The sequence below is a fragment of the Allosediminivita pacifica genome (assembly GCF_003054175.1).
Classification (GTDB): domain Bacteria; phylum Pseudomonadota; class Alphaproteobacteria; order Rhodobacterales; family Rhodobacteraceae; genus Allosediminivita; species Allosediminivita pacifica.
The window spans coordinates 1-18,735 of the sequence record NZ_QBKN01000043.1 but is presented as its reverse complement, the minus strand read 5'-3'; the positions used below and the strand labels follow the sequence as shown (position 1 = coordinate 18,735).

Annotated in this window: 18 protein-coding genes and 1 pseudogene; 13 read left to right on the top strand and 6 right to left on the bottom strand. The window is 64.8% G+C overall.

Annotation, left to right across the window (positions count from 1 at the left end):
• Positions 1-146: 146 nt before the first annotated feature.
• From C8N44_RS21375 to C8N44_RS21355, 5 genes are all read right to left on the bottom strand, one after another.
• Positions 147-857 (bottom strand): IS6 family transposase, encoded by a 711-nt coding sequence (locus C8N44_RS21375; protein WP_107978790.1) that lies wholly within the window; start codon positions 855-857, stop codon positions 147-149.
• A 155-nt stretch (positions 858-1,012) separates the two neighbouring features.
• Positions 1,013-2,536 (bottom strand): class I adenylate-forming enzyme family protein, encoded by a 1,524-nt coding sequence (locus tag C8N44_RS21370; protein ID WP_107978789.1) that lies wholly within the window; start codon positions 2,534-2,536, stop codon positions 1,013-1,015.
• Positions 2,533-3,690 (bottom strand): thiolase domain-containing protein, encoded by a 1,158-nt coding sequence (locus tag C8N44_RS21365; protein ID WP_107978788.1) that lies wholly within the window; start codon positions 3,688-3,690, stop codon positions 2,533-2,535. The genes C8N44_RS21370 and C8N44_RS21365 overlap by 4 nt, the downstream gene beginning before the upstream one ends.
• Before the next feature lie 2 nt (positions 3,691-3,692).
• Positions 3,693-4,664 (bottom strand): fumarylacetoacetate hydrolase family protein, encoded by a 972-nt coding sequence (locus C8N44_RS21360; protein WP_107978787.1) that lies wholly within the window; start codon positions 4,662-4,664, stop codon positions 3,693-3,695.
• A 27-nt stretch (positions 4,665-4,691) separates the two neighbouring features.
• Entirely contained in the window at positions 4,692-5,360 is a 669-nt protein-coding gene (locus tag C8N44_RS21355) for a TetR/AcrR family transcriptional regulator (RefSeq protein ID WP_107978786.1), read from the bottom strand.
• 114 nt (positions 5,361-5,474) lie between these two features.
• On the opposite strand from C8N44_RS21355, the gene C8N44_RS21350 reads away from it, so the two are divergent.
• The 5 genes from C8N44_RS21350 to C8N44_RS21330 all read left to right on the top strand — a co-directional run bounded on the left by C8N44_RS21350 (position 5,475) and on the right by C8N44_RS21330 (position 9,785).
• Positions 5,475-6,548 carry a C4-dicarboxylate TRAP transporter substrate-binding protein gene (locus tag C8N44_RS21350; RefSeq protein ID WP_107978785.1) on the top strand — a complete coding sequence of 358 codons (1,074 nt, stop codon included), beginning with the start codon at positions 5,475-5,477 and terminating at the stop codon, positions 6,546-6,548.
• A gap of 89 nt (positions 6,549-6,637) precedes the next feature.
• The gene (locus tag C8N44_RS21345; protein WP_107978784.1) at positions 6,638-7,165 is read left to right on the top strand and encodes a TRAP transporter small permease subunit; all 528 of its coding nucleotides are present in this window, start codon (positions 6,638-6,640) and stop codon (positions 7,163-7,165) included.
• Positions 7,162-8,484 carry a TRAP transporter large permease gene (locus C8N44_RS21340; RefSeq protein ID WP_107978783.1) on the top strand — a complete coding sequence of 441 codons (1,323 nt, stop codon included), beginning with the start codon at positions 7,162-7,164 and terminating at the stop codon, positions 8,482-8,484. Before C8N44_RS21345 ends, C8N44_RS21340 begins: the two co-directional genes overlap by 4 nt.
• An 11-nt stretch (positions 8,485-8,495) precedes the next feature.
• Positions 8,496-9,494 (top strand): MBL fold metallo-hydrolase, encoded by a 999-nt coding sequence (locus C8N44_RS21335; protein ID WP_107978782.1) that lies wholly within the window; start codon positions 8,496-8,498, stop codon positions 9,492-9,494.
• Between the two features lie 54 nt (positions 9,495-9,548).
• Positions 9,549-9,785: a thioredoxin domain-containing protein gene (locus C8N44_RS21330; RefSeq protein WP_107978781.1), complete on the top strand. Its 237-nt coding sequence runs from the start codon at positions 9,549-9,551 to the stop codon at positions 9,783-9,785.
• Here C8N44_RS21330 and C8N44_RS21325 read toward each other — a convergent pair.
• Entirely contained in the window at positions 9,737-10,429 is a 693-nt protein-coding gene (locus C8N44_RS21325; protein ID WP_107978780.1) for an IS6 family transposase, read from the bottom strand. The genes C8N44_RS21330 and C8N44_RS21325 overlap by 49 nt on opposite strands.
• A 121-nt stretch (positions 10,430-10,550) precedes the next feature.
• Between C8N44_RS21325 and C8N44_RS21320 the strand changes: the two genes are divergently transcribed.
• The 8 genes and pseudogenes from C8N44_RS21320 to C8N44_RS23945 all read left to right on the top strand — a co-directional run bounded on the left by C8N44_RS21320 (position 10,551) and on the right by C8N44_RS23945 (position 18,586).
• Positions 10,551-11,618 (top strand): HlyD family secretion protein, encoded by a 1,068-nt coding sequence (locus C8N44_RS21320; protein WP_107978779.1) that lies wholly within the window; start codon positions 10,551-10,553, stop codon positions 11,616-11,618.
• On the top strand, positions 11,615-14,353 hold the full coding sequence (gene rbbA / locus C8N44_RS21315; RefSeq protein ID WP_107978778.1) for a ribosome-associated ATPase/putative transporter RbbA: 2,739 nt from the start codon (positions 11,615-11,617) through the stop codon (positions 14,351-14,353). Before C8N44_RS21320 ends, rbbA begins: the two co-directional genes overlap by 4 nt.
• Before the next feature lie 7 nt (positions 14,354-14,360).
• The gene (locus C8N44_RS21310) at positions 14,361-15,473 is read left to right on the top strand and encodes an ABC transporter permease (protein ID WP_038070094.1); all 1,113 of its coding nucleotides are present in this window, start codon (positions 14,361-14,363) and stop codon (positions 15,471-15,473) included.
• A 134-nt stretch (positions 15,474-15,607) separates the two neighbouring features.
• A complete protein-coding gene (locus C8N44_RS21305; RefSeq protein ID WP_158274122.1) occupies positions 15,608-16,558 on the top strand; it encodes an alpha/beta hydrolase in 951 nt (316 codons plus the stop codon).
• Between the two features lie 318 nt (positions 16,559-16,876).
• A pseudogene (locus tag C8N44_RS24125) lies at positions 16,877-17,005 on the top strand (hypothetical protein); the annotation flags it as partial.
• Between the two features lie 12 nt (positions 17,006-17,017).
• On the top strand, positions 17,018-17,512 hold the full coding sequence (locus C8N44_RS23955) for a poly-beta-hydroxybutyrate polymerase N-terminal domain-containing protein (RefSeq protein WP_280952968.1): 495 nt from the start codon (positions 17,018-17,020) through the stop codon (positions 17,510-17,512).
• Complete coding sequence (locus C8N44_RS23950; RefSeq protein WP_280514105.1) at positions 17,503-18,306, top strand: PHA/PHB synthase family protein; 804 nt, start codon at positions 17,503-17,505, stop codon at positions 18,304-18,306. The genes C8N44_RS23955 and C8N44_RS23950 overlap by 10 nt, the downstream gene beginning before the upstream one ends.
• Positions 18,307-18,352: 46 nt before the next feature.
• Entirely contained in the window at positions 18,353-18,586 is a 234-nt protein-coding gene (locus C8N44_RS23945; RefSeq protein WP_244641172.1) for a GIY-YIG nuclease family protein, read from the top strand.
• Positions 18,587-18,735 lie beyond the last annotated feature (149 nt).

Here is an 18,735-nt window from a genome sequence, read left to right as displayed (position 1 = left end):
GAGCCAGAGACAAGGATGTTCTTCTTTGCCAGCACGGCGGCGTTCAGGAAGGTCTTCCAGTCGCCCTTGCGGTGATGGTCGAGAAGGGCTTCATCGGCATTGCCAAGTTGTTGATCCGTGGATTTGAAAGGTCCTGGCTGGAGATATCAAGCAGTCATTTGTGCGGCATAGTCGGTCCAGAGACAGAAAGCATCTGCCCGGGCGTGGCGATATGAGATGGCGGTCAGTTTGTAGCGCCGAGGGCCGAAGATGGTGTTGATCTGGTCATGTGCGGCCAGAACCCGCTGTGCCTGCCTTGGGGACTTGAACCGCCCCATGATCTTCTCGCGCCTTCGGGTCGGCCTGTGACTGCCCTCGATCCGGTTGTTGAGCCCCTTGTGGGCGCGATGGTCCGCCTGGGGCGCAAGGCGGGCAATCGGCTTGCCATAGCTGCGCAGTTTGTCCGTGATCAGCACCCTTGGCTGGCCAAACTGCGCGATCAGCCGACGCAGAAAGCGTCGTGCGGCCTTCGCATTGCGGTGCTTCTGGACGAGAATATCGAGCGTATCGCCATTGGCATCCACCGCCCGCCAGAGCCAGTGCTTCACCCCGTTGATCGGGATCACAACCTCATCCAGATGCCATTTGTCATTCGGGCGGGGACGGTCCTGACGGATGCAGGCGGCAAAATGCGCGCCAAACCGATTGACCCAGAGACGGATCGTTTCACGGCTCACGATGACGCCACGCTCGGCAAGCAGATCCTCGACATCCGCCGTGCTCAGAGCAAAGCGATGGTACGCCCAGACAGCGTAGGCCACGATCTCGCGGGGGAACCGAAAGCCTTTCAGGCGCGGCATGGACGTCGGTAATTTCATGCCTCAGCTCGTAGCAAAGTCACGCCGCCCAAACAACTTGGCAATGCCCCCTATCGGGTTATCGCAACGGGCCGGAGATATCGGGATCGGTATCGCGATACCCTATCTGACGGGCCCGCTGGCAGACCCGTCAGTGTCGCCGCAGGGGGGCGGGGTCAGACCGCCGCGCCCGCCGTTTCGTCGCCCTCCTTCGCGCGCAGCTCCGTCTTCAGCACCTTGCCGTAGGCGTTCTTCGGCAGGGCGGGCAGGAAGCGGTAGGCTTTCGGGCGCTTGAAGCGGGCGATGGAGGCAAGGCAATGGGCGTCGAGCTCGGCCTCGGTGCAGTCGGCGCCCGGGGCCAGCACGACGCAGGCGACGACGTCCTCTCCCCATTCCGCCGAGACCCGACCGATCACCGCCACCTCGTCGACCAGTGGGTGACTCAGCAGCGCCTCCTCGACCTCGCGGGGGTAGATGTTGGTGCCCCCCGAGATGATCACGTCCTTGGAGCGGTCATGCAGCGTGACATAGCCATCGGAGGTCATCGCGCCCCGGTCGCCGGTGTGCAGCCAGCCCTCGGCCAGGGTCTCGGCGGTGGCTTCGGGGGCCTGCCAGTAGCCCGGCATCACCAGGCTGCCCTGCACGGCTATCTCGCCGATCTCGCCGGGGTCGGCGGGGCTGCCGTCCTCGCGCAGGATGCGCACCTCGACCGCCGACTGGGCCCGGCCGACCGAGGTGATGCGCGCCGCCCAGTCGGGGTGGTCGCGCTGCGCGATCTCGTCGCGCGACAGGGCGGTGATGCCCATGGGGCATTCCCCCTGGCCGTAGATCTGCACGAACTTCGGGCCGAAGTGATCCAGCGCCGCCTCGATGTCGGCGCGGTACATCGGGCCGCCGCCATAGACCACGGTGCGCAGCCCCTCGCCCCGGCTGCCCGCGGCGCGGGCCGCATGGGTCAGCCGGTGCACCATCGTCGGCGCGAGGAAGGCGCTGACCGAGCCATGCTCGGTGGCGATCTGCAGGAACTCGGCGGTGTCGAAGCCGCCCGAGGGCGGACAGATGTGCCCCGCCCCCTTCAGCACATGCACGAGGGCGTAGAGCCCGGCGCCGTGGCTCATCGGCGCGGCGTAGAGGGCGGCATCCCGCTGTGCGACCTCGTCGACATCGGCGAGGTAGCACAGCGACATCTCGGCCAGCATGGCATGGGTGATCATCACCCCCTTCGGTCGCCCCGTCGTGCCGGAGGTGTAGAAGAGCCAGGCCAGGTCCTGCGGGCCGGCGGGCCAGGTCGGCAGCGCGGGCAGCTCCTGGGCGCGGGCGAAGACCGCGCCGGGGGCCACCAGGCGGTGCGGCGCCACGACCCCTTCGGCCAGGCTCTCGGAGAGCAGCACCAGCCGGGCGCCGGCGGCCTCGATGATCCAGCTGGCTTCCCTGGGATGCAGCTTGGCATTGACCGGCACAGCGACGGCCCCGGCCTTCCAGATCCCGAAGAGCGCCACCAGGTACTCGGGGCAGTTCTTCATGAAGATCGCGACGCGGTCCCCGGGGGCGATGCCGGCCTCCTCCGCCAGCCAGCGGGCGAAACCGCCGGCGCGGGCCTGGAAGCCGGCGTAATCCGTCAGAACCTCGGTGCCGGAGAGCAGGGCGGCAGCGCCGGGCCAGCGGCGCGCGGCGCGGTCGAGCCAATGGGCGATGTTCATGTGGCAGCGGCCTCCAGCACCGAGGCGTAATTGGCCACGCCCGAGCCCCCCATGTTGACCACCAGTCCCAGCTCGGCGCCGGGGCGCTGCATCTCTCCGGCCTCGCCCAGCACCTGCCGGGCGGCCATGACATGCATCGAGACGCCGGTGGCGCCGACCGGGTGCCCCTTGGCCTTCAGCCCGCCGGAGAGGTTCACCGGCAACGCGCCGCCGGGGGCGACGATGCCCTCGGCCAGCACCCGGTGCCCCTCGCCGGGGGCGGCGAGGCCCATGGCCTCGTAGAGCATCAGCTCGGCGATGGTGAAACAGTCGTGCACCTCGGCCAGGTGGATGTCGCCGATGGTCGCGCCGGCCTCGCTCAGCGCCTGGCCGATGGCCATGGCAGCGCCGGTCAGCGCGGTCTGCGACTTGCGCGACATCGGCAGGTAGTCGTTCACCTGCGCCCGGCCCCGGATCGCCACGGCGCGGGGCGCGCCCCGGGCCAGCTCGTCGCGGGTGATCACCAGCGCCGCCGCCCCGTCCGAGATCAGCGAACAGTCCGAGACCTTGAGCGGCTCGGCGATCATCGGGTTGCGCTCGGACACCGTGCGGCAGAACTCGAAGTCCAGCGGCTTGTGCATCTGGGCCAGCGGGTTGGCCATGGCGTTGGCGTGGTTCTTCACCGCGATGCGGGCCAGGGTGTCGGTCTGGTCGCCATATGCGGCGCCATAGGCGCGGGCGAAGCGGGCGAAGATCTCGGGGAAGGAGACCCCGGCCTCCTCGCTCTGGGACGAGGCCCCGGCGAGTCCGGTGGTCACCTCGGCAGTGCTCAGGTGGGTCATCTTCTCGACCCCGATCACCAGCGCCGAGTCGACGCGCCCCGCCTGCACCGCGTCGATCGCGCCCCAGAGGGCGGCCGAGCCGGAGGCACAGGCATTCTCCAGCCGGGTCGCCGGCTTGAAGCGCAGCCCCTCGTCGATGCCGAGCGCCATCGACGCGGCGAAGGCATCGCCGACCATGCCCGAGTTGAAATGCCCCAGCCAGACGCCACCAATCGCGGCGCCGTCCAGGCCGGAATGGGCGAGGGCCTCCCGGCCCGCCGCCACGATCAGTTCCTCGAGCGACTCCGAGAGCCGCCCGAAGCGGGTGTGTCCCCAGCCGATGATCCGCACCATGTTCAGGCTCCCGGCTTGACGAGGGTGTTGCGCAGGATGCCGATGCCCTCGACCTCCAGCTCGACGGTATCGCCGGCCGACAGAAACCGCATGTGCTCCAGCCCGCAGCCGTTGCCGACCGTGCCCGAGCCGAGGAATTCGCCCGGGCGGATGGTTTCCGACGCCGAGACATGTTCGATCAGCTGCTCGAAGGACCAGTGCATCGTCGAGGTCGAGCCGCGGCCCCATTCCTCGCCGTTGACCCGGCAGATCATGGTCTTGTCGTAGGGATCGCCGAATTCGTCGGCGGTGACGAGGCAGGGCCCCATGGGATTGGCCGTGTCGAAGTCCTTGCCCTTCGCCGGGCCGAGCTGGCCACCCATCTCGGCGGTCTGGGCGTCACGGGCGGTGAAGTCGTTGAAGATCGTGTAGCCGAAGATGTAGGGGCGCGCGTCGGCGGCCTTCACATCCTTGGCGGCGCGGCCGATGTAGACGCCGAATTCCAGCTCGAAATCCATGAACTTCGAATAGGCGGGCCAGATCACGTCGGTCTCGTGGCCGACCACCGAGAAGCGGTTGGCCTTGTAGTAGATCGGCTGCTCGTAGAAGGTTTGCGGCACCGAGAGGATGCCCTTCGCGGCCATCTCGGCCTCGGCGGCCTCGGGGTCGTCGAACTGGCTGGCGCGCAGCTTGCGGGCCTGCTGGAATGCCTGCTTGAGATGGGTTTCGAAGCAGAGGCAGTCGCGCATCTGGATCGGCGGCTCGATGGGGGCCATCAGGCGGATGTCGGAGCGGTTGAGGATATGGGCGTTGCGCGCGGCGGCCTCGGCGGCCTGGGCCTGCTCCAGCGCGCTGTCGCCGCCCTCGATCAGGGCCTGGATCGAGGCGATCGCCCCCTCCGTCGCCCTGGCAAGATCGAGGATGCGGCTGCCGTCGCCCAGCATCGCGCCGGGGCGACCGGCGCCGTCGCCGGTGTCGAAAGTGACCAGTTTCATAGTATCTCCTCCCTTGGAAATCTCTCTCTAGCTGCCGCTGGTCTGGCCGCGGTCGCGATGCTTCAGCCCGGCGGTCAGGATCGCGGCGATATGGATCGCGGCGGTTTCGGGATCCTCGGAATCGGCGGTGCCGTCCGACAGGCGGGCGATGCGCCCGTTGTCCATCATCACGATCATCATCGCGCCCAGCATGGTCTGGTAGGCCCAGTTCACCTCGGCCCGGGTCCAGTCGGGGAAGCACTCGGCGAGGGCATCCAGCATCATCTCGGCGACCGGATCGAACATCTCGCGGAAGATGCCGCGCCCCTCGGAGCTGGGATCGGAGAGCTCCCGCGCCAGGATCCGGCCGAAGGCGCCATCGTTGCCGTCGTTGCGCAGCCCGAACATCGGCACGATCAGCGCCTTCACCACCAGCTCGACCCGCTTGTCCCAGTCCGCTTCCGAGCGCGCCAGCTGCAGACCGACCACCCGCTGATCGCGAATCGCCGGCGAGCGCTTCTCGAAGATCGCACGGTAGAGCCCTTCCTTCGAGCCGAAGTGATAGTTGATCAGGGCCACCGGCACCCCCGCGTCCGTCGCGATCTTGCGCGAGGTCGTGGCGTCGAAACCGAAGCGGCCGAACATCCTCTCCCCCGACGCGAGAATCTTCTCTTTCGAGGTTTCACCTTGTTTTTCAGGGGCTCTTGACTGACTCACGGTGTCTTCCTGTCTGATATTGAACGGGATAATAAAAAACTTGAACAGATGTTCAAGTGCTATTACCACTTTGGAGAGTAACCCCGGAAACGGTGGTGAATCAGGGAGGAAATCATGAATAAACTCATCGCAACCCTTGCGCTTTCCGGGGGGCTGGCGGTGTCGGCTGCCGGTGTGGCGACCGCCCAGGAAACGCTGCGGCTGACCATCGCCTCGGGGCACCCGGAGGTGTTTCTCTGGGTCAAGCACATGCACGAGACCTTCATCCCGACGGTGAACGCGGCCCTGGCCGAGACCGGCGACCTGCAGGTCGAATGGACCGAAGCCTACGGCGGCACGCTGGTGAAGCTGGGGTCCGAGGCCGAGGCGCTGGAGACCGGCATCGCGGATATCGCCATGGCTTCGGGGGTCTTCGACCCGGCGGGGATGGGGATCCTGAACATTACCTATGCCATGCCCTTCGGTCCCATCGACCCCGAGAAGGTGACCGGCGCGGTGGAAAAGGCGCTCTATGGGACCGAGGGCCTCGTCGACCAGATCACCGAGGAGACCGGTGTGGTCTACATCGGCGGCGGCGTGGCCATCGACGGCTACAACATCGCCGCGACCCGGCCGATCAGCACCCGCGCCGACATGCAGGGCATGAGGATCGGCGGCGCCGGCCCGAACCTGGCCTGGCTCGACGGGACCGGCGCGGTCGGCGTGCAGGGCAGCTACGTGTCCTTCTACAACGACATCTCGACGGGGGTCTATGACGGCAACATCGGCTGGATGACCGCCAATGTTCCCGCCCGCCTCTACGAGGTCGCGCCCTATTGGAACCGCACCGACTTCGGCGCCATGTACATCGGCGGTCTCGGCATCGCGGAGCGGGTCTGGGAAGACTTCTCGGAAGAAACCCGTGACGCCTTCCGCAAGGGGGCCGAAGCCTATGCGGCCGCCTTCTTCGAAGAGCAGTCGGCGAAGTACGAAGCCGCCGAGCAGACCATGCTGGAGAACGGCGGCGAGGTGGTGACGATGGAACCGGCCGAGCGTCAGGCCTGGATCGACGAGGTTGCCAACCCGCTGACCGCCTGGCGCGAGTCCGCGCTGGCCCGGGGTGAGCCGGTGGACCAGATGCTGACCATCTACCGCGACACCCTGGCCGAGGAAGGTTTCACCTTCCCGCGCGACTACCTCGCCGACTGAGGCCGGGCCTGCCACGACAGGAAAAGGAGAGGCCCGGCGGCCCGCCGCCGCCGGGTCCTGCCGTGACCCAACTTGGGGGGAGTGACACCATGACGACAACCGACCGCCGCAGCTGGCCCGATCAGCTGCTGGGACCGATGGTGGCCGGGCTGAACGCCCTTGGCTCGGTCTGGATCCTGGGACTGATGCTGCTGATCTGCGCCGACATCACCATGCGCGGACTGTTCAACGCTCCGATCGCGGGCGTGGCCGAGATGGTCGCCTTCTCGATCGTGGGCATCGTCTTCCTGCAACTGGCCCATACGCTGCGCAGCGGCTCGCTGACCCGCTCGGACCTGCTGATCGGCCTCGCCGGCAGCCGCAGCCCGCGCCTGAAGGCGGCAATGCTGGCCGTCTACAACCTGATCGGAGCGGCCCTGCTGGCGGTGGCGCTCTGGCATTTCCTGCCCTCGCTGAGCCAGGCCTGGACCCGGCCCGAGCGGCATTTCATGGGCAACCCGGGGTTCTTCCAGCTTCCGACCTGGCCGCTCTATGCGCTGATGAGCATCGGCATGGCGGCCACGGTGCTGCAGTTCCTTGCCGGCGCCGTCGCCGCCCTGCGGGGGGAAGAGGCATGAGCGGCGTCGAGGTGGCCATGGGCTCCATCGCGCTGATGCTGGTGCTGATCTATGCCGGTCTGCATGTCGCGGTGTCGCTGATCCTTGTCAGCTTCCTCGGCGTCTGGGTGCTGCGCGACAATTTCGACCTGGCGGCAAACATGCTGGTGGTCGCCTTCAAGGATTCGATCACCGACCAGCTGTTCGGTGTCGTGCCGCTCTTTGTCCTGATGGGGCTGGTGGTGTCGATCTCGGGCATGGGGCGCGATACCTTCGACGTGGCCCAGCAGGCGTTCCGCCGGATCCGCGGCGGGCTTGGCGTGGCCACGGTGGCGGCCAATGCTGTCTTCGCGGCGATCACCGGGATCTCCATCGCCTCGGCGGCGGTCTTCACCAAGGTCGCGGTGCCCGAGATGCGGCGGCGCGGCTACACCCGCCAGTTCTCGGTCGGCGTGGTGGCGGGGTCCTCGGTGCTGGGGATGCTGATCCCGCCCTCGCTGCTGTTCATCCTCTACGGCATCCTGACCGAGCAGTCCGTCGGCTCTCTGTTCATCGCCGGCGTGCTGCCGGGGCTGCTGCTGGCAGTGACCTACGGTGTCGGCATCGTGGCCATGGCCTATCTGACACCGGGCTTCGTCGGCGGCCAGCAGGCCGAGGCCGCGCCCGGCGCCGACGAGCGCCTCATGGGCTGGGGCGAGATCGCGGCCAAGCTGCTGCCCATTGCCGCCCTGGTGGCGCTGGTGCTGGGCGGCATCTACGGCGGCCTGTTCACCCCCACCGAGGCCGGTGGCGCGGGGGCCGCCGGTGCCCTGGTGATCGCGCTGGTCAAGCGGCGCCTCGACTGGCGCGCCTTCTGGCAGGTGCTGGTGCAGACCGGCCATACCACCGCCTCGATCTGCTTCCTGATCATCGGCGCCAGCCTCTACTCGCGGATGCTGGCCTTCACCGGGATGCCCGGCTGGCTGGGCACCACCGTGCTCGAGGCCGGTCTCTCGGCCGATGGCGTGGTGCTGGCGATGATCGCCGTCATGGTCCTGCTGGGTACCATCCTCGACAGCTCGTCGATCCTGCTGCTGGTGCTGCCGATCGCGGTGCCGATCCTCAACGGGCTCGGGGTCGACCTGATCTGGCTGGGGGTGATCGCGATCCTCGCGGTCGAGATCGGCCTGCTCACCCCGCCCTTCGGCATCGCCGTCTACGTCATCAAGTCGACACTGGGCGCCGAGAGCGACATCACCCTCGGCCACATCTTCCGGGGGGCGGCACCCTTCGCGCTGATGATGGTGCTGGTGCTGGCGCTCGTCTTCTTCTTCCCGGCCATCACCACGGCCCTACTCTAGGAGGATCCCTCATGACCAAGTGGAACTATACCAAGGGGCTGCACGACCTCGGCAACGGATGCTGGGGGTACCTCGTGCCTGACGGGTCCTGGGGCTGGTCGAATGCCGGCCTGATCGCCGACGGAGAGGCGACCCTGCTGGTCGACACGCTCTTCGACCTGAAGTGCACCGGCGAGATGCTGGCCGAGATGCGCAACGCCGTGCCCGCCTCCGAGAAGATCGGCGTGCTGGTCAACACCCATGCCGACGGCGACCACACCTTCGGCAACCAGCTGGTCGAGGGCGCGCGGATCATCGGCACCGAGGGCACGGTGAGCGACTTCGCCCGTTTCGATCCCAAGGTCCTGCTGTCGGTGCAGAACGATCCCTCGCAGTTCGGCCGCGCGGGCGAGTTCATGGCCGAATGCTTCCGTCCCTTCGACTTCTCGGGCATCGAACTGACGCCGCCGACCGAGACCTTCAAGGACCGGATGACCCTCAAGGTCGGCGACAAGACCGTCGAGTTGATCGAGGTCGGCCCGGCGCATTCGCTGGGCGATGCGCTGATCTACGTGCCCGAGGACAAGGTGCTCTATACCGGCGACATCCTGTTCTCGGCCGGGACGCCGATTGCCTGGTACGGTCCGATCGCGCGCTGGATCAACGTCTGCAACATGGTGCTCGACATGGATGTCGAGGTGATCGTTGCCGGTCACGGGCCGATCTCGACCAAGGAGGACGTGCGCAAGATGCGGGACTACCTGATGGATGTCACCGAGATGGCCCGGCCGATGTACGAGCAGGGCGTCGACTTCCTGGATGCGGCCTACAAGATCGACCTCGGCGACTACCGCGACTGGAACGACGCCGAGCGCGTGGTGGTCACCCTGCAGACGCTCTACGAGGACTTCGAGAACGCGCCCGAGCGGCCGGTGCATGTGCCAATCCCCTACTTCGAGATGATGAAGGACATGCGCAAGAGCCTTGGCAAGCCCAAGGTACATTGCGACTACTGCGGTCACGATCACTGAGGCCCCGGCGGGACCGGCCCCGGTCCGGTTCCGCCCCTGACGGGAGACATCGCCATGAAGCTCTTTCACGCCCCGGGCTCGTGCTCGCTGGGGATCCGCATGATCCTGGAAGAGGCCGGGCTGCCCTACGAGCTGCATCGGCTCGACGTGCGTGCGGGCGACCAGCGGCGGCCCGAGTACCTGGCGGTGAGGCGTTGTCAACTTAACTCGCTGGCGCCGAGGAAATGGCCTGTTTTGGAGCGTCAGATGCTCGCGGCGCCCTTCCAAGCGTCGAAGGCTTCGATTCGATGATAGCGTGTTGCGTTTGCGGAACGGCGGCTGGCGGGAACTGAGAAACGGTTTCGGACGGCAGTGTGGCAGGCTACAAACCGTTGCAACCCGCCCGGAGAGCGAAATCCTTGCATGCAACGCTCTCGTTTTCGAAACGGTAGATGGCTGTTTTCCGCCCTGTTGTTCAAGCCCTTGTGGGAACGATGTTCGAGACCGGATGCGACTTCACGTTTGGCCGCTCCGTAGGATCGCAGCTTGTCTGTGACGATCCGTTTGGGCAAGCCAAACCGCTTGATCAGCGCCTTCAAAAGACGCTTTGCGGCACGCTTGTCGCGTCTGAATTGCAGGATTTCCTCCAGAACAAGCCCGTTCTGATCGACCGCGCGCCAGAGCCAGAACTTCCGCCCCGATATCGTTACCACAACCTCATCGAGATGCCAGATATCGCCGGGACGGGCCTGGCGTCGACGCAAATTCCGGGCAATTTGAGGGGCAAATTTCGCCGCCCAACGCCGGATCGTCTCATAGGAAACGTCGACGCCACGGTTCAGGAGCATTTCCTCGACCTCGCGTAGGGAGAGGTTGAAACGCACATAAAGCCAAACCGCGTGCGTGATGATCTCTGGCGGAAAACGGTGGCGCTTGTAGTTGACAGTCGTACTCATGCGTAGCAACTACGAAAAATATCCAACGCTGCCAACGGACCCGTGTTAACGTGACAATTCCGCGAAAACCGCATCGGGACATGCGCGAAGCATCCATCAGCACAGCAATCAGAGGCAGATCATGGCAAAGCCCGGCAGAAACACCATTATTCTGGGCGGCCTGGCCGTTGTCGCCGTGCTTGGCTGGCTGGCCTGGGGCCGGCTGCAACCCGCCGGTCTGCCGGCGGGTTTTGCCAGCGCCAATGGCCGGATCGAGGCGACCGAGGTGGATATCGCGGCGCTCACCGGCGGCCGAATCGCCGAAATCACCGCTGCCGAAGGTGACATGGTCAGCGCAGGCGATGTGCTGGTGCAGATGGACGTGGTGCAGCTGAACGCACAAAAACGTCAGGCCGAAGCGCAGCTTGCCCGCGCCGAAATCGGCGTCGAGACAGCAAGGGCGCTGGTCGCTCAGGCCGAGGCACAAGAGCGCGCGGCCCGGGCCGCGGTTGATCAGGCAGGCTCGGTTGCCGATGCCGCGTCGCGCAGGCTTGAACGCTCTGAGCAGCTTGCAAAGACCAGTGCGATCTCGCAGCAGGTGCTGGATGATGACCGCGCCCGGGACGCCCAGGCCCGCGCCGGTGTGGCCTCGGCCGAAGCCAGCCATGCGGCAGCGCTGGCGGGGGTCAGCAGCGCGCAGGCGCAGGTGGTCGATGCAAGTGCGGCCGTCGAGGCGGCAAAGGCGTCGATTGATGCGATCCAGGCCTCTCTGGACGACGCCATGCTGAAAGCGCCGCGCACGGGCCGGATCCAGTATCGCATCGCACAAGAGGGCGAGATTGTCGGCTCTGGCGGGCGGATCCTCAGCCTTGTCGATCTGGGCGATGTCTATATGACGGTTTTTCTGCCGACATCGCAGGTCGGCCGGGTGCAGGTCGGATCAGAGGTGCGCCTTGTCATGGATGCGGCGCGGGAATTCGTGATCCCGGCCACGGTTTCCTATGTTGCCGATGTGGCGCAGTTCACGCCAAAGACGGTCGAGACCGCCGATGAGCGCGAAAAGCTGATGTTCCGCGTCCGTGCCCGCATCGACCCCGAGCTGCTGTCGCGGCATATCGAATATGTCAAAACCGGCCTGCCGGGCATGGCCTATCTGCGGCTTGATCCGGATGCCGCCTGGCCTGACTTTCTTTCCAATGTCGTGAAATGACCGGCTCAGTTGCCGGGGTCTCCGGCCTGACGCTGCGCTATGGCAAGGTCACGGCGCTTGACAATGTGACGCTGGAGATCCCTGAGGGGCGCATGGTCGGGCTGATCGGGCCAGACGGGGTCGGAAAGTCCAGCCTTCTGTCGCTGCTGGCCGGGGCACGTGTGATCCAGCAGGGCAAGGTCGAGGTTCTGGGCGGCGATATGCGCGATGTGGCGCATCGCAACCGCGTCTGCCCCCGCACCGCCTATATGCCGCAGGGTCTGGGCAAGAACCTCTACCCGACGCTTTCGGTCGAAGAGAACCTTGATTTCTTCGGCTCGCTTTTCGGTCATGACAAGGCCGAACGCGAGCGGCGGATCACCGATCTGCTGGCTGCGACCGGCATGACGCCGTTCCGGTCGCGCCCGGCGTCAAAGCTGTCGGGCGGCATGAAGCAAAAGCTGGGTCTGTGCTGCGCGCTGATCCATGATCCCGATTTCCTGATTCTTGACGAGCCGACCACCGGCGTCGATCCGCTGTCGCGCCGCCAGTTCTGGGATCTGATCGACCGCATCCGCGCGACACGGCCGGGGATGAGCGTGATCACCGCCACCGCCTATATGGAAGAGGCCGCGCGCTTCGACTGGCTGGTTGCGATGAATGCGGGCCGGGTGCTGGCCACCGGCACCACCAGCGATCTGCTGTCGCGGACCGGGGCCGACACGCTTGATGCAGCCTTCATCGCGCTTTTGCCCGAAGAAGACCGGGGCGAAGACAGTGCCGTGGTGATCCCGCCGCGGACCACCGATGACAGCGATATCGCCATCGAGGCCGAGGGGCTGACGCAGCGCTTTGGCGATTTCGTGGCGGTCGACAATGTTTCCTTCCGCATCCCCAGGGGTGAGATTTTCGGCTTTCTGGGTTCGAACGGCTGCGGCAAGACGACGACGATGAAGATGCTCACCGGGCTTCTGGAGCCGAGTGAGGGCCGGGCAAAGCTTTTCGGCCATGAGGTCGATGCAAGCGATCTGTCGGTGCGCCGCCGGGTCGGGTTCATGTCGCAGGCCTTCTCGCTCTATTCCGAGCTGACGGTGCGTCAGAACCTTGATCTGCACGCGCGGCTTTTCGATATGGCGGCCGAGAAGATCCCCGCCAGGGTTGACGAGATGATCGCCCGGTTCGATCTGGGCGACGTGACCGACAGCCTGCCCGAGGCGTTGCCGCTGGGTATCCGCCAGCGGCTTTCGCTGGCGGTGGCGATGATCCATGCGCCCGAGATCCTGATCCTTGACGAGCCGACCTCGGGGGTGGACCCGGTGGCGCGCAACGGCTTCTGGCGCATTCTGGCGGAACTTTCGCGCAAGGATGGCGTGACGATCTTTGTCTCGACCCATTTCATGAACGAGGCGGAATGGTGCGACCGCATCAGCCTGATGCATGCGGGCAAGGTGCTGGTCTCGGACACCGCCGAGGGGATCACGAAAGCCAAAGGTTGCGCCACGCTGGAAGACGCGTTCATCGCCTATCTTGAAGAGGCGATTGGCGAGACGGCACCCGCCCCCGCCGCTGCGCCCGAGGCCGCGCCCGAGGCCCCCGCAGCCGGGGTGACCCATCACGCGCAGCAATCCGGCTTCAGCCTGCGGCGACTGCTTAGCTATTCGCAGCTGGAAAGCCTGCAATTGCAGCGCGATCCGATCCGGCTGACCATGGCGTTGGTCGGCAGCCTTCTTCTGATGATCGTGGTGGGGCTGGGCATCAACATGGATGTCGAGGATCTGACCTTCGCCGCCCTTGACCGCGACCAGACCACCACCAGCCGCAATTATATCGCCGATATTGCGGGATCGCGCTATTTCATCGAACAGCCGGCCCTGACAAGTTACGACGAGATCGACGCAAGAATGCGCTCGGGCGAGCTGGCGCTGGCGATCGAGATCCCGCCCGGCTTTGCCGCCGATATCGCGGCAGGCAGGGATGTGCAGGTCGGGGCCTGGTTCGACGGCGCCAACCCCAGCCGCGCCAATACGGTGCAGGGCTATGTGCAGGGCATGCATGCCGACTGGATCACACGTCAGGCGCGTCAGCTTTACGGTGACAAGGCGAGCGGCGGCAGTTTCGAACTGGTGACCCGATACCGCTACAACCCCGACGTGCGCAGCCTGAATGCGATGGTCCCGGCGATCATCCCGCTGCTTTTGCTGATGATCCCGGCGATCCTGACCACGCTTTCGGTCGCGCGTGAACGCGAACTGGGCTCGATCATCAATTTCTACGTCACGCCGGTGACGCGGCTGGAATTTCTGCTTGGCAAACAGCTGCCCTATATCGCGCTGGCCATGCTGAATTTCTTCCTGATGATGGCCATGGCGGTCACATTCTTCGCAGTGCCCTTCAACGGCAGTTTTCTGGGCTTTACCCTTTCGGCGCTGATCTATGTCACCGCGACCACGGCGCTTGGTTTTCTGGTGTCGGTCTTCATCGCAAGTCAGGTCGCGGCGCTGTTCGCGACCGCCATGCTGACGATGATCCCGGCGGTCAGCTATTCGGGTTTGATCGACCCGGTCTCTTCGCTGTCGGGTTTTGGTCGGGTTCTGGGCGAGATCTACCCCTCGACCTGGTTTATCACCGCCGCGCGGGGGGCTTTCTCCAAGGCCTTCGGAATGGCGGAACTGGCCGGGCCGATGCTGGCCATGGGCATCGCCATTCCGGTGATTATCGGGCTGGCGGCGGCCTTCCTGAAAAAACAGGCGAAGTGAGGGGCGGATGAACCTGCGCAACACCTTCAATCTGGGCGTCAAGGAATTGCGCGGGCTCTGGCGCGATCCGGTGATGCTGGTGCTGATCGTCTATTCCTTTTCGCTCTCGATCTGGACCTCTGCGAACGCCTCGCCCGAGGCGCTGACGAATGCCGCGATCTCGATCGTGGATGAGGATCAGTCGCATCTCTCCGCCCGCATCACCTCGGCCTTTTATCCGCCCTATTTTGTCGAGCCGCAGATGACCACGACGGCCGAGATGGATCGGCGGATGGATCAGGGGCTGGATACTTTTGCGCTGAACATCCCACCGGATTTCGCGCGCGATGTGCTGGCCGGAAAAAACCCGGCGATCCAGCTGAATATCGACGCGACAAGGATGAGCCAGGCCTTCACCGGCGGCGGCTATATCCAGCAGATCGTGTCCTCCGAGGTTTCGGAATATGTGGCGGGCTACCGGGCCGAGACCGCGCTGCCGGTCGATCTGGCGCTCCGCGCGCGGTATAATCCCTCGCTGGATCCGAAGTGGTTCGGCGCGATTTCCGCCGTGATCCAGTCGATCACCATGCTGTCGCTGGTGCTGACCGGCGCGGCGCTGATCCGCGAAAAGGAACATGGCACGGTCGAGCACCTGCTGGTCATGCCCGTCACCACGACCGAGATCATGTTTTCCAAGATCTGGTCGATGGGGCTGGTGGTGCTGCTGGGGTCGATCTTTTCGCTAAGTGTTGTGGTGCAGGCGCTGATGGCGGTTCCGGTGCAGGGCTCGGTCGTGCTGTTTCTTGCGGGCGCGGTGCTGATGGTTTTCGCCATGACGGGGCTTGGAATTTTCCTTGCCACCATCGCCGGGTCGATGCCGCAATTCGCGCTTTTGCTGATGATGGCGCTTTTGCCGCTGCAGGTGCTGTCAGGCGCGATGACGCCGCGGGAATCCATGCCAGAGATCATCCAGACCATCATGCTTGCAGCCCCCAACACGCATTTCATCATCCTCTCGCAGGGCATCTTGTTCCGAGGTGCGGGGCTTGACGTGGTCTGGCCCCAGTTCGCGGCGCTGGCGGCGATCGGGGTGGCGCTGTTCTGGCTGGCACTGATACGATTCAAGAAATTCCTGCGGTAAGGCATATGTTGGGCCGCCTGCTTCTGATCCTGACGCTTGCGCTTGCAGGCTGCGCTGCGCGTCCGGGGCCGGAAGTTCTGGCCCCCGATGCCGGTGCCCTGCCCGAGGGCGCCCGCCTTGTCCGGGTGCTGACCATGACCACCCGCGCGCCCGAGGCAAATCTGCCGGGGGCCTTTGGCGACTCTCGCTCCATCCGGCCAAGCTGGCTGGAATACGAGGTCTCGGTGCCGCCTGGCCATCGGCCGGGAAAGATTGAATGGCCGGATCGCAATGGCAGCAGCGCCGACCGGAATTTCGTGATGCGCAGCCGGCAGACGCTTAGCCGTGACGCCTTTGCAAAGCGTCTCTCGCGCGAGGGGGTCGGGCTTTATGTCCACGGCTTCAACACCCGCTTTCATGAGGCCTTGTTCCGTACCGCGCAGCTTTCGGTCGATGCGCATATCGAGGAAAAGCCCGTCCTTTTTACATGGCCCTCGGCAGGCTATCCGGGCGCCTATCTGGCTGATCGTGACGCGTCTGACTTTTCCCGCGCGGCGCTTGCCGATCTGCTGCGGCTTTTGACAAAGGGTCGGTCCGCTTCCGACGCGGTGCCGGTGCTGGCTCACAGCATGGGCGCGCGGCTGACGATGGAGACGCTGGTGCAACTGCGTCTTGCCGGGCGGGACGATGTGCTGGACCGGATCGAGGTCATCCTTGCCGCCCCGGATATTGATATCGATCTTTTCCGCGCCCAGATGGTCAGCCTTGGGCCGATGAAGCATCCCATCACGGTGCTCGTCTCCTCGGACGATCTGGCGCTGAAACTGTCGTCGCAGCTTTCGGTACGTCGGATACGGCTTGGGCTTGTCGATGTGCGTGATCCGGCGGTCCAGCGCCTGGCGGTCGCGACCGGAATACGGATCGTGGATATTACCGATATTCCGACCGATGATCCCGCCCACAGCCGCTATGTCGGCCTGCTTTCCGGCGAGGCCGGGGCTGTGGTTGAAAACACCCTTTTCGGTGAGGTACGCTTGGCTGGGGCCTTTGTCTTCAATCAGATCGGTGGTGTCTTCACTGGCATCGGTGATGTGCTGGCGGATTGAGGCCGCGGCCTTGGCCCGGCGTTGGTGCCAGCGGCATTGGCCGGGTCATGGCCTCGACGTCGCGCCGTTTTGCCGGTAATCGTCCATGATGATCAGGGCAGGGACAGGGGATTCCGTGTCCGCCGCCGGACGCCGATGCTTTGCCTGTTCAGTCCGGGGGCGGCTGTTTCGGCGGTTTGACGGCGCTTTACGACATGTCGTCGGCATCGGGCCTTGGGCGCAATGCCTATGTTCAAGAAAAATCTTGAACTCTTTGATTTCGATCAACACTCGTTGATAGTTCTGTGCTAACTTCCGCCGGTAAATTGGAGACGCGACATTGCCCTTACTCCCAAATCAGATGGCTCGGGTGCAACCGGCGATGAAAGCCTTGGCATCGAGGCTTTTCAGGCCGTTGACCGCATACGAGAGGCGCTCTCGGGACAGCTCAGCGGCGGGGTCTCGCCCGGCTCGCTGATGATGGCCTATGTCGACTGGGCCTTTCATCTGGCGCAGGCACCGGGCAAGCAGATGGAACTGGGCGTCAAGGCGGGCCGCAAATGGCAGCGTCTCATGGCGCATCTGATGGCCTCGGCGATGGATCCGCAGGCCGCGCCGGTCATCACGCCCTTGCCGGGCGACCGCCGTTTCGCCGGTGAAGCCTGGGCGAAACCGCCCTTCAGCTGGATGTCGCAGGCTTTCCTGCTGCAGCAGCAATGGCTGCATAACGTCACCCATGAGGTTCCGGGCGTGACGAAGCACCACGAGGATGTGGTGTCTTTTGCCGCGAAACAGATCCTTGATGTCTGTGCGCCTTCGAACAACCCTTTTACCAATCCCGAGGTTGTGGCACGGACCTGGGCTACCGGAGGCATGAACCTTGTGAAGGGCTGGCAGAACTGGCTGCAGGACGTCGTCCGCCAGATCCGGCAGAGGGTGTCGAGGCCTTTACACCGGGTCGCGATGTGGCGGTGACGCCGGGCAAGGTAATCTTCCGCAACCACCTGATCGAACTGATCCAGTATACGCCCACGACAGAAACCGTGCACCCCGAGCCGGTGCTGATCGTTCCGGCCTGGATCATGAAATACTATATCCTCGACCTCAGCCCGGAGAATTCCCTGATCCGCTGGCTGGTGGCGCAGGGCCACACGGTTTTCGCCATTTCCTGGCGCAATCCGGGTGCAGAGGATCGTGATCTGACGCTGGAGGATTATCGCCGGCTGGGCGTGATGGCCGCGTTGGATGAGATCACCCGTCTAATGCCCGATCAGAAAATCCACGCCACCGGCTATTGTCTGGGTGGCACTTTGCTGTCGATCGCGGCGGCTGCCATGGCGGGGAAGGGGGACGCGCGTCTCGCCTCGCTGACGCTGCTTGCCGCGCAGGTCGATTTCGCCGAACCGGGCGAGCTTGCGTTGTTCATCGACCCAAGCCAGCTGCATCTTCTTGAAAGCATGATGTGGAACCGCGGCTATCTCTCTGCCGATCAGATGGCGGGGGCGTTTCAGCTTTTGCGCTCGAATGACCTCATCTGGTCCCGGATGGTGCGCGATTACATGATGGGCGAGCGGACGGCGATGAATGATCTCATGGCCTGGAATGCCGACAGCACCCGGATGCCCTATCGGATGCATGCCGAGTATCTGCGCAGGCTTTATCTGAATAATGAGCTTTCTTCGGGACGCTTCACCGTCGGGGGGGCGGTCACATCATCAAAGCCCCGTCGCGGGGCCGTTGTTCGCGGACGCACCCGAAGAGGGCGATAGCACCACCGGCACGATCTATGTCCTGCGCAGCAAGTCGGATCATCCAATGGTGTCTGAGAACAGGGACCTCGTGCACAAGATTGGCGTGACCACATTGGGTGTCGAGAAGAGGATTGCCGGCGCGCATCTTCAACCGACCTTCCTGATGGCGCCGGTCGAGGTCGTGGCGACCTATGAGCTCTACAACATCAACCAGACTCGGCTTGAAAACCTGATCCACCGATTTTCGGGACTGCACAGCTCGACATCGAAATTCCGGATCGGTTCGGCCGTCCAGTGACGCCCCGAGAGTGGTTCCTAGTGCCGCTGTTCGTCATCGACGAGGCGGTCCAGAGTAACCGACCGATTGGGGCCGCCTGCCTGAGGCTGGGGTTCCGAGGTAAGACACGTGCATAACGACGTCGTTATGCACGTGTCTTATTCGGAGGA

What these genes read in the sequence shown, in the direction of transcription:
- C8N44_RS21375 (WP_107978790.1), bottom strand. Translation starts at nt 857, where the DNA reads ATGAAATTACCGACGTCCATGCCGCGCCTGAAAGGCTTTCGGTTCCCC.
- C8N44_RS21370 (WP_107978789.1), bottom strand. Translation starts at nt 2,536, where the DNA reads ATGAACATCGCCCATTGGCTCGACCGCGCCGCGCGCCGCTGGCCCGGC.
- C8N44_RS21365 (WP_107978788.1), bottom strand. Translation starts at nt 3,690, where the DNA reads ATGGTGCGGATCATCGGCTGGGGACACACCCGCTTCGGGCGGCTCTCG.
- C8N44_RS21360 (WP_107978787.1), bottom strand. Translation starts at nt 4,664, where the DNA reads ATGAAACTGGTCACTTTCGACACCGGCGACGGCGCCGGTCGCCCCGGC.
- C8N44_RS21350 (WP_107978785.1), top strand. Translation starts at nt 5,475, where the DNA reads ATGAATAAACTCATCGCAACCCTTGCGCTTTCCGGGGGGCTGGCGGTG.
- C8N44_RS21345 (WP_107978784.1), top strand. Translation starts at nt 6,638, where the DNA reads ATGACGACAACCGACCGCCGCAGCTGGCCCGATCAGCTGCTGGGACCG.
- C8N44_RS21340 (WP_107978783.1), top strand. Translation starts at nt 7,162, where the DNA reads ATGAGCGGCGTCGAGGTGGCCATGGGCTCCATCGCGCTGATGCTGGTG.
- C8N44_RS21335 (WP_107978782.1), top strand. Translation starts at nt 8,496, where the DNA reads ATGACCAAGTGGAACTATACCAAGGGGCTGCACGACCTCGGCAACGGA.
- C8N44_RS21330 (WP_107978781.1), top strand. Translation starts at nt 9,549, where the DNA reads ATGAAGCTCTTTCACGCCCCGGGCTCGTGCTCGCTGGGGATCCGCATG.
- C8N44_RS21325 (WP_107978780.1), bottom strand. Translation starts at nt 10,429, where the DNA reads ATGAGTACGACTGTCAACTACAAGCGCCACCGTTTTCCGCCAGAGATC.
- C8N44_RS21320 (WP_107978779.1), top strand. Translation starts at nt 10,551, where the DNA reads ATGGCAAAGCCCGGCAGAAACACCATTATTCTGGGCGGCCTGGCCGTT.
- rbbA (WP_107978778.1), top strand. Translation starts at nt 11,615, where the DNA reads ATGACCGGCTCAGTTGCCGGGGTCTCCGGCCTGACGCTGCGCTATGGC.
- C8N44_RS21310 (WP_038070094.1), top strand. Translation starts at nt 14,361, where the DNA reads ATGAACCTGCGCAACACCTTCAATCTGGGCGTCAAGGAATTGCGCGGG.
- C8N44_RS21305 (WP_158274122.1), top strand. Translation starts at nt 15,608, where the DNA reads ATGACCACCCGCGCGCCCGAGGCAAATCTGCCGGGGGCCTTTGGCGAC.
- C8N44_RS23955 (WP_280952968.1), top strand. Translation starts at nt 17,018, where the DNA reads ATGGCCTATGTCGACTGGGCCTTTCATCTGGCGCAGGCACCGGGCAAG.
- C8N44_RS23945 (WP_244641172.1), top strand. Translation starts at nt 18,353, where the DNA reads ATGGTGTCTGAGAACAGGGACCTCGTGCACAAGATTGGCGTGACCACA.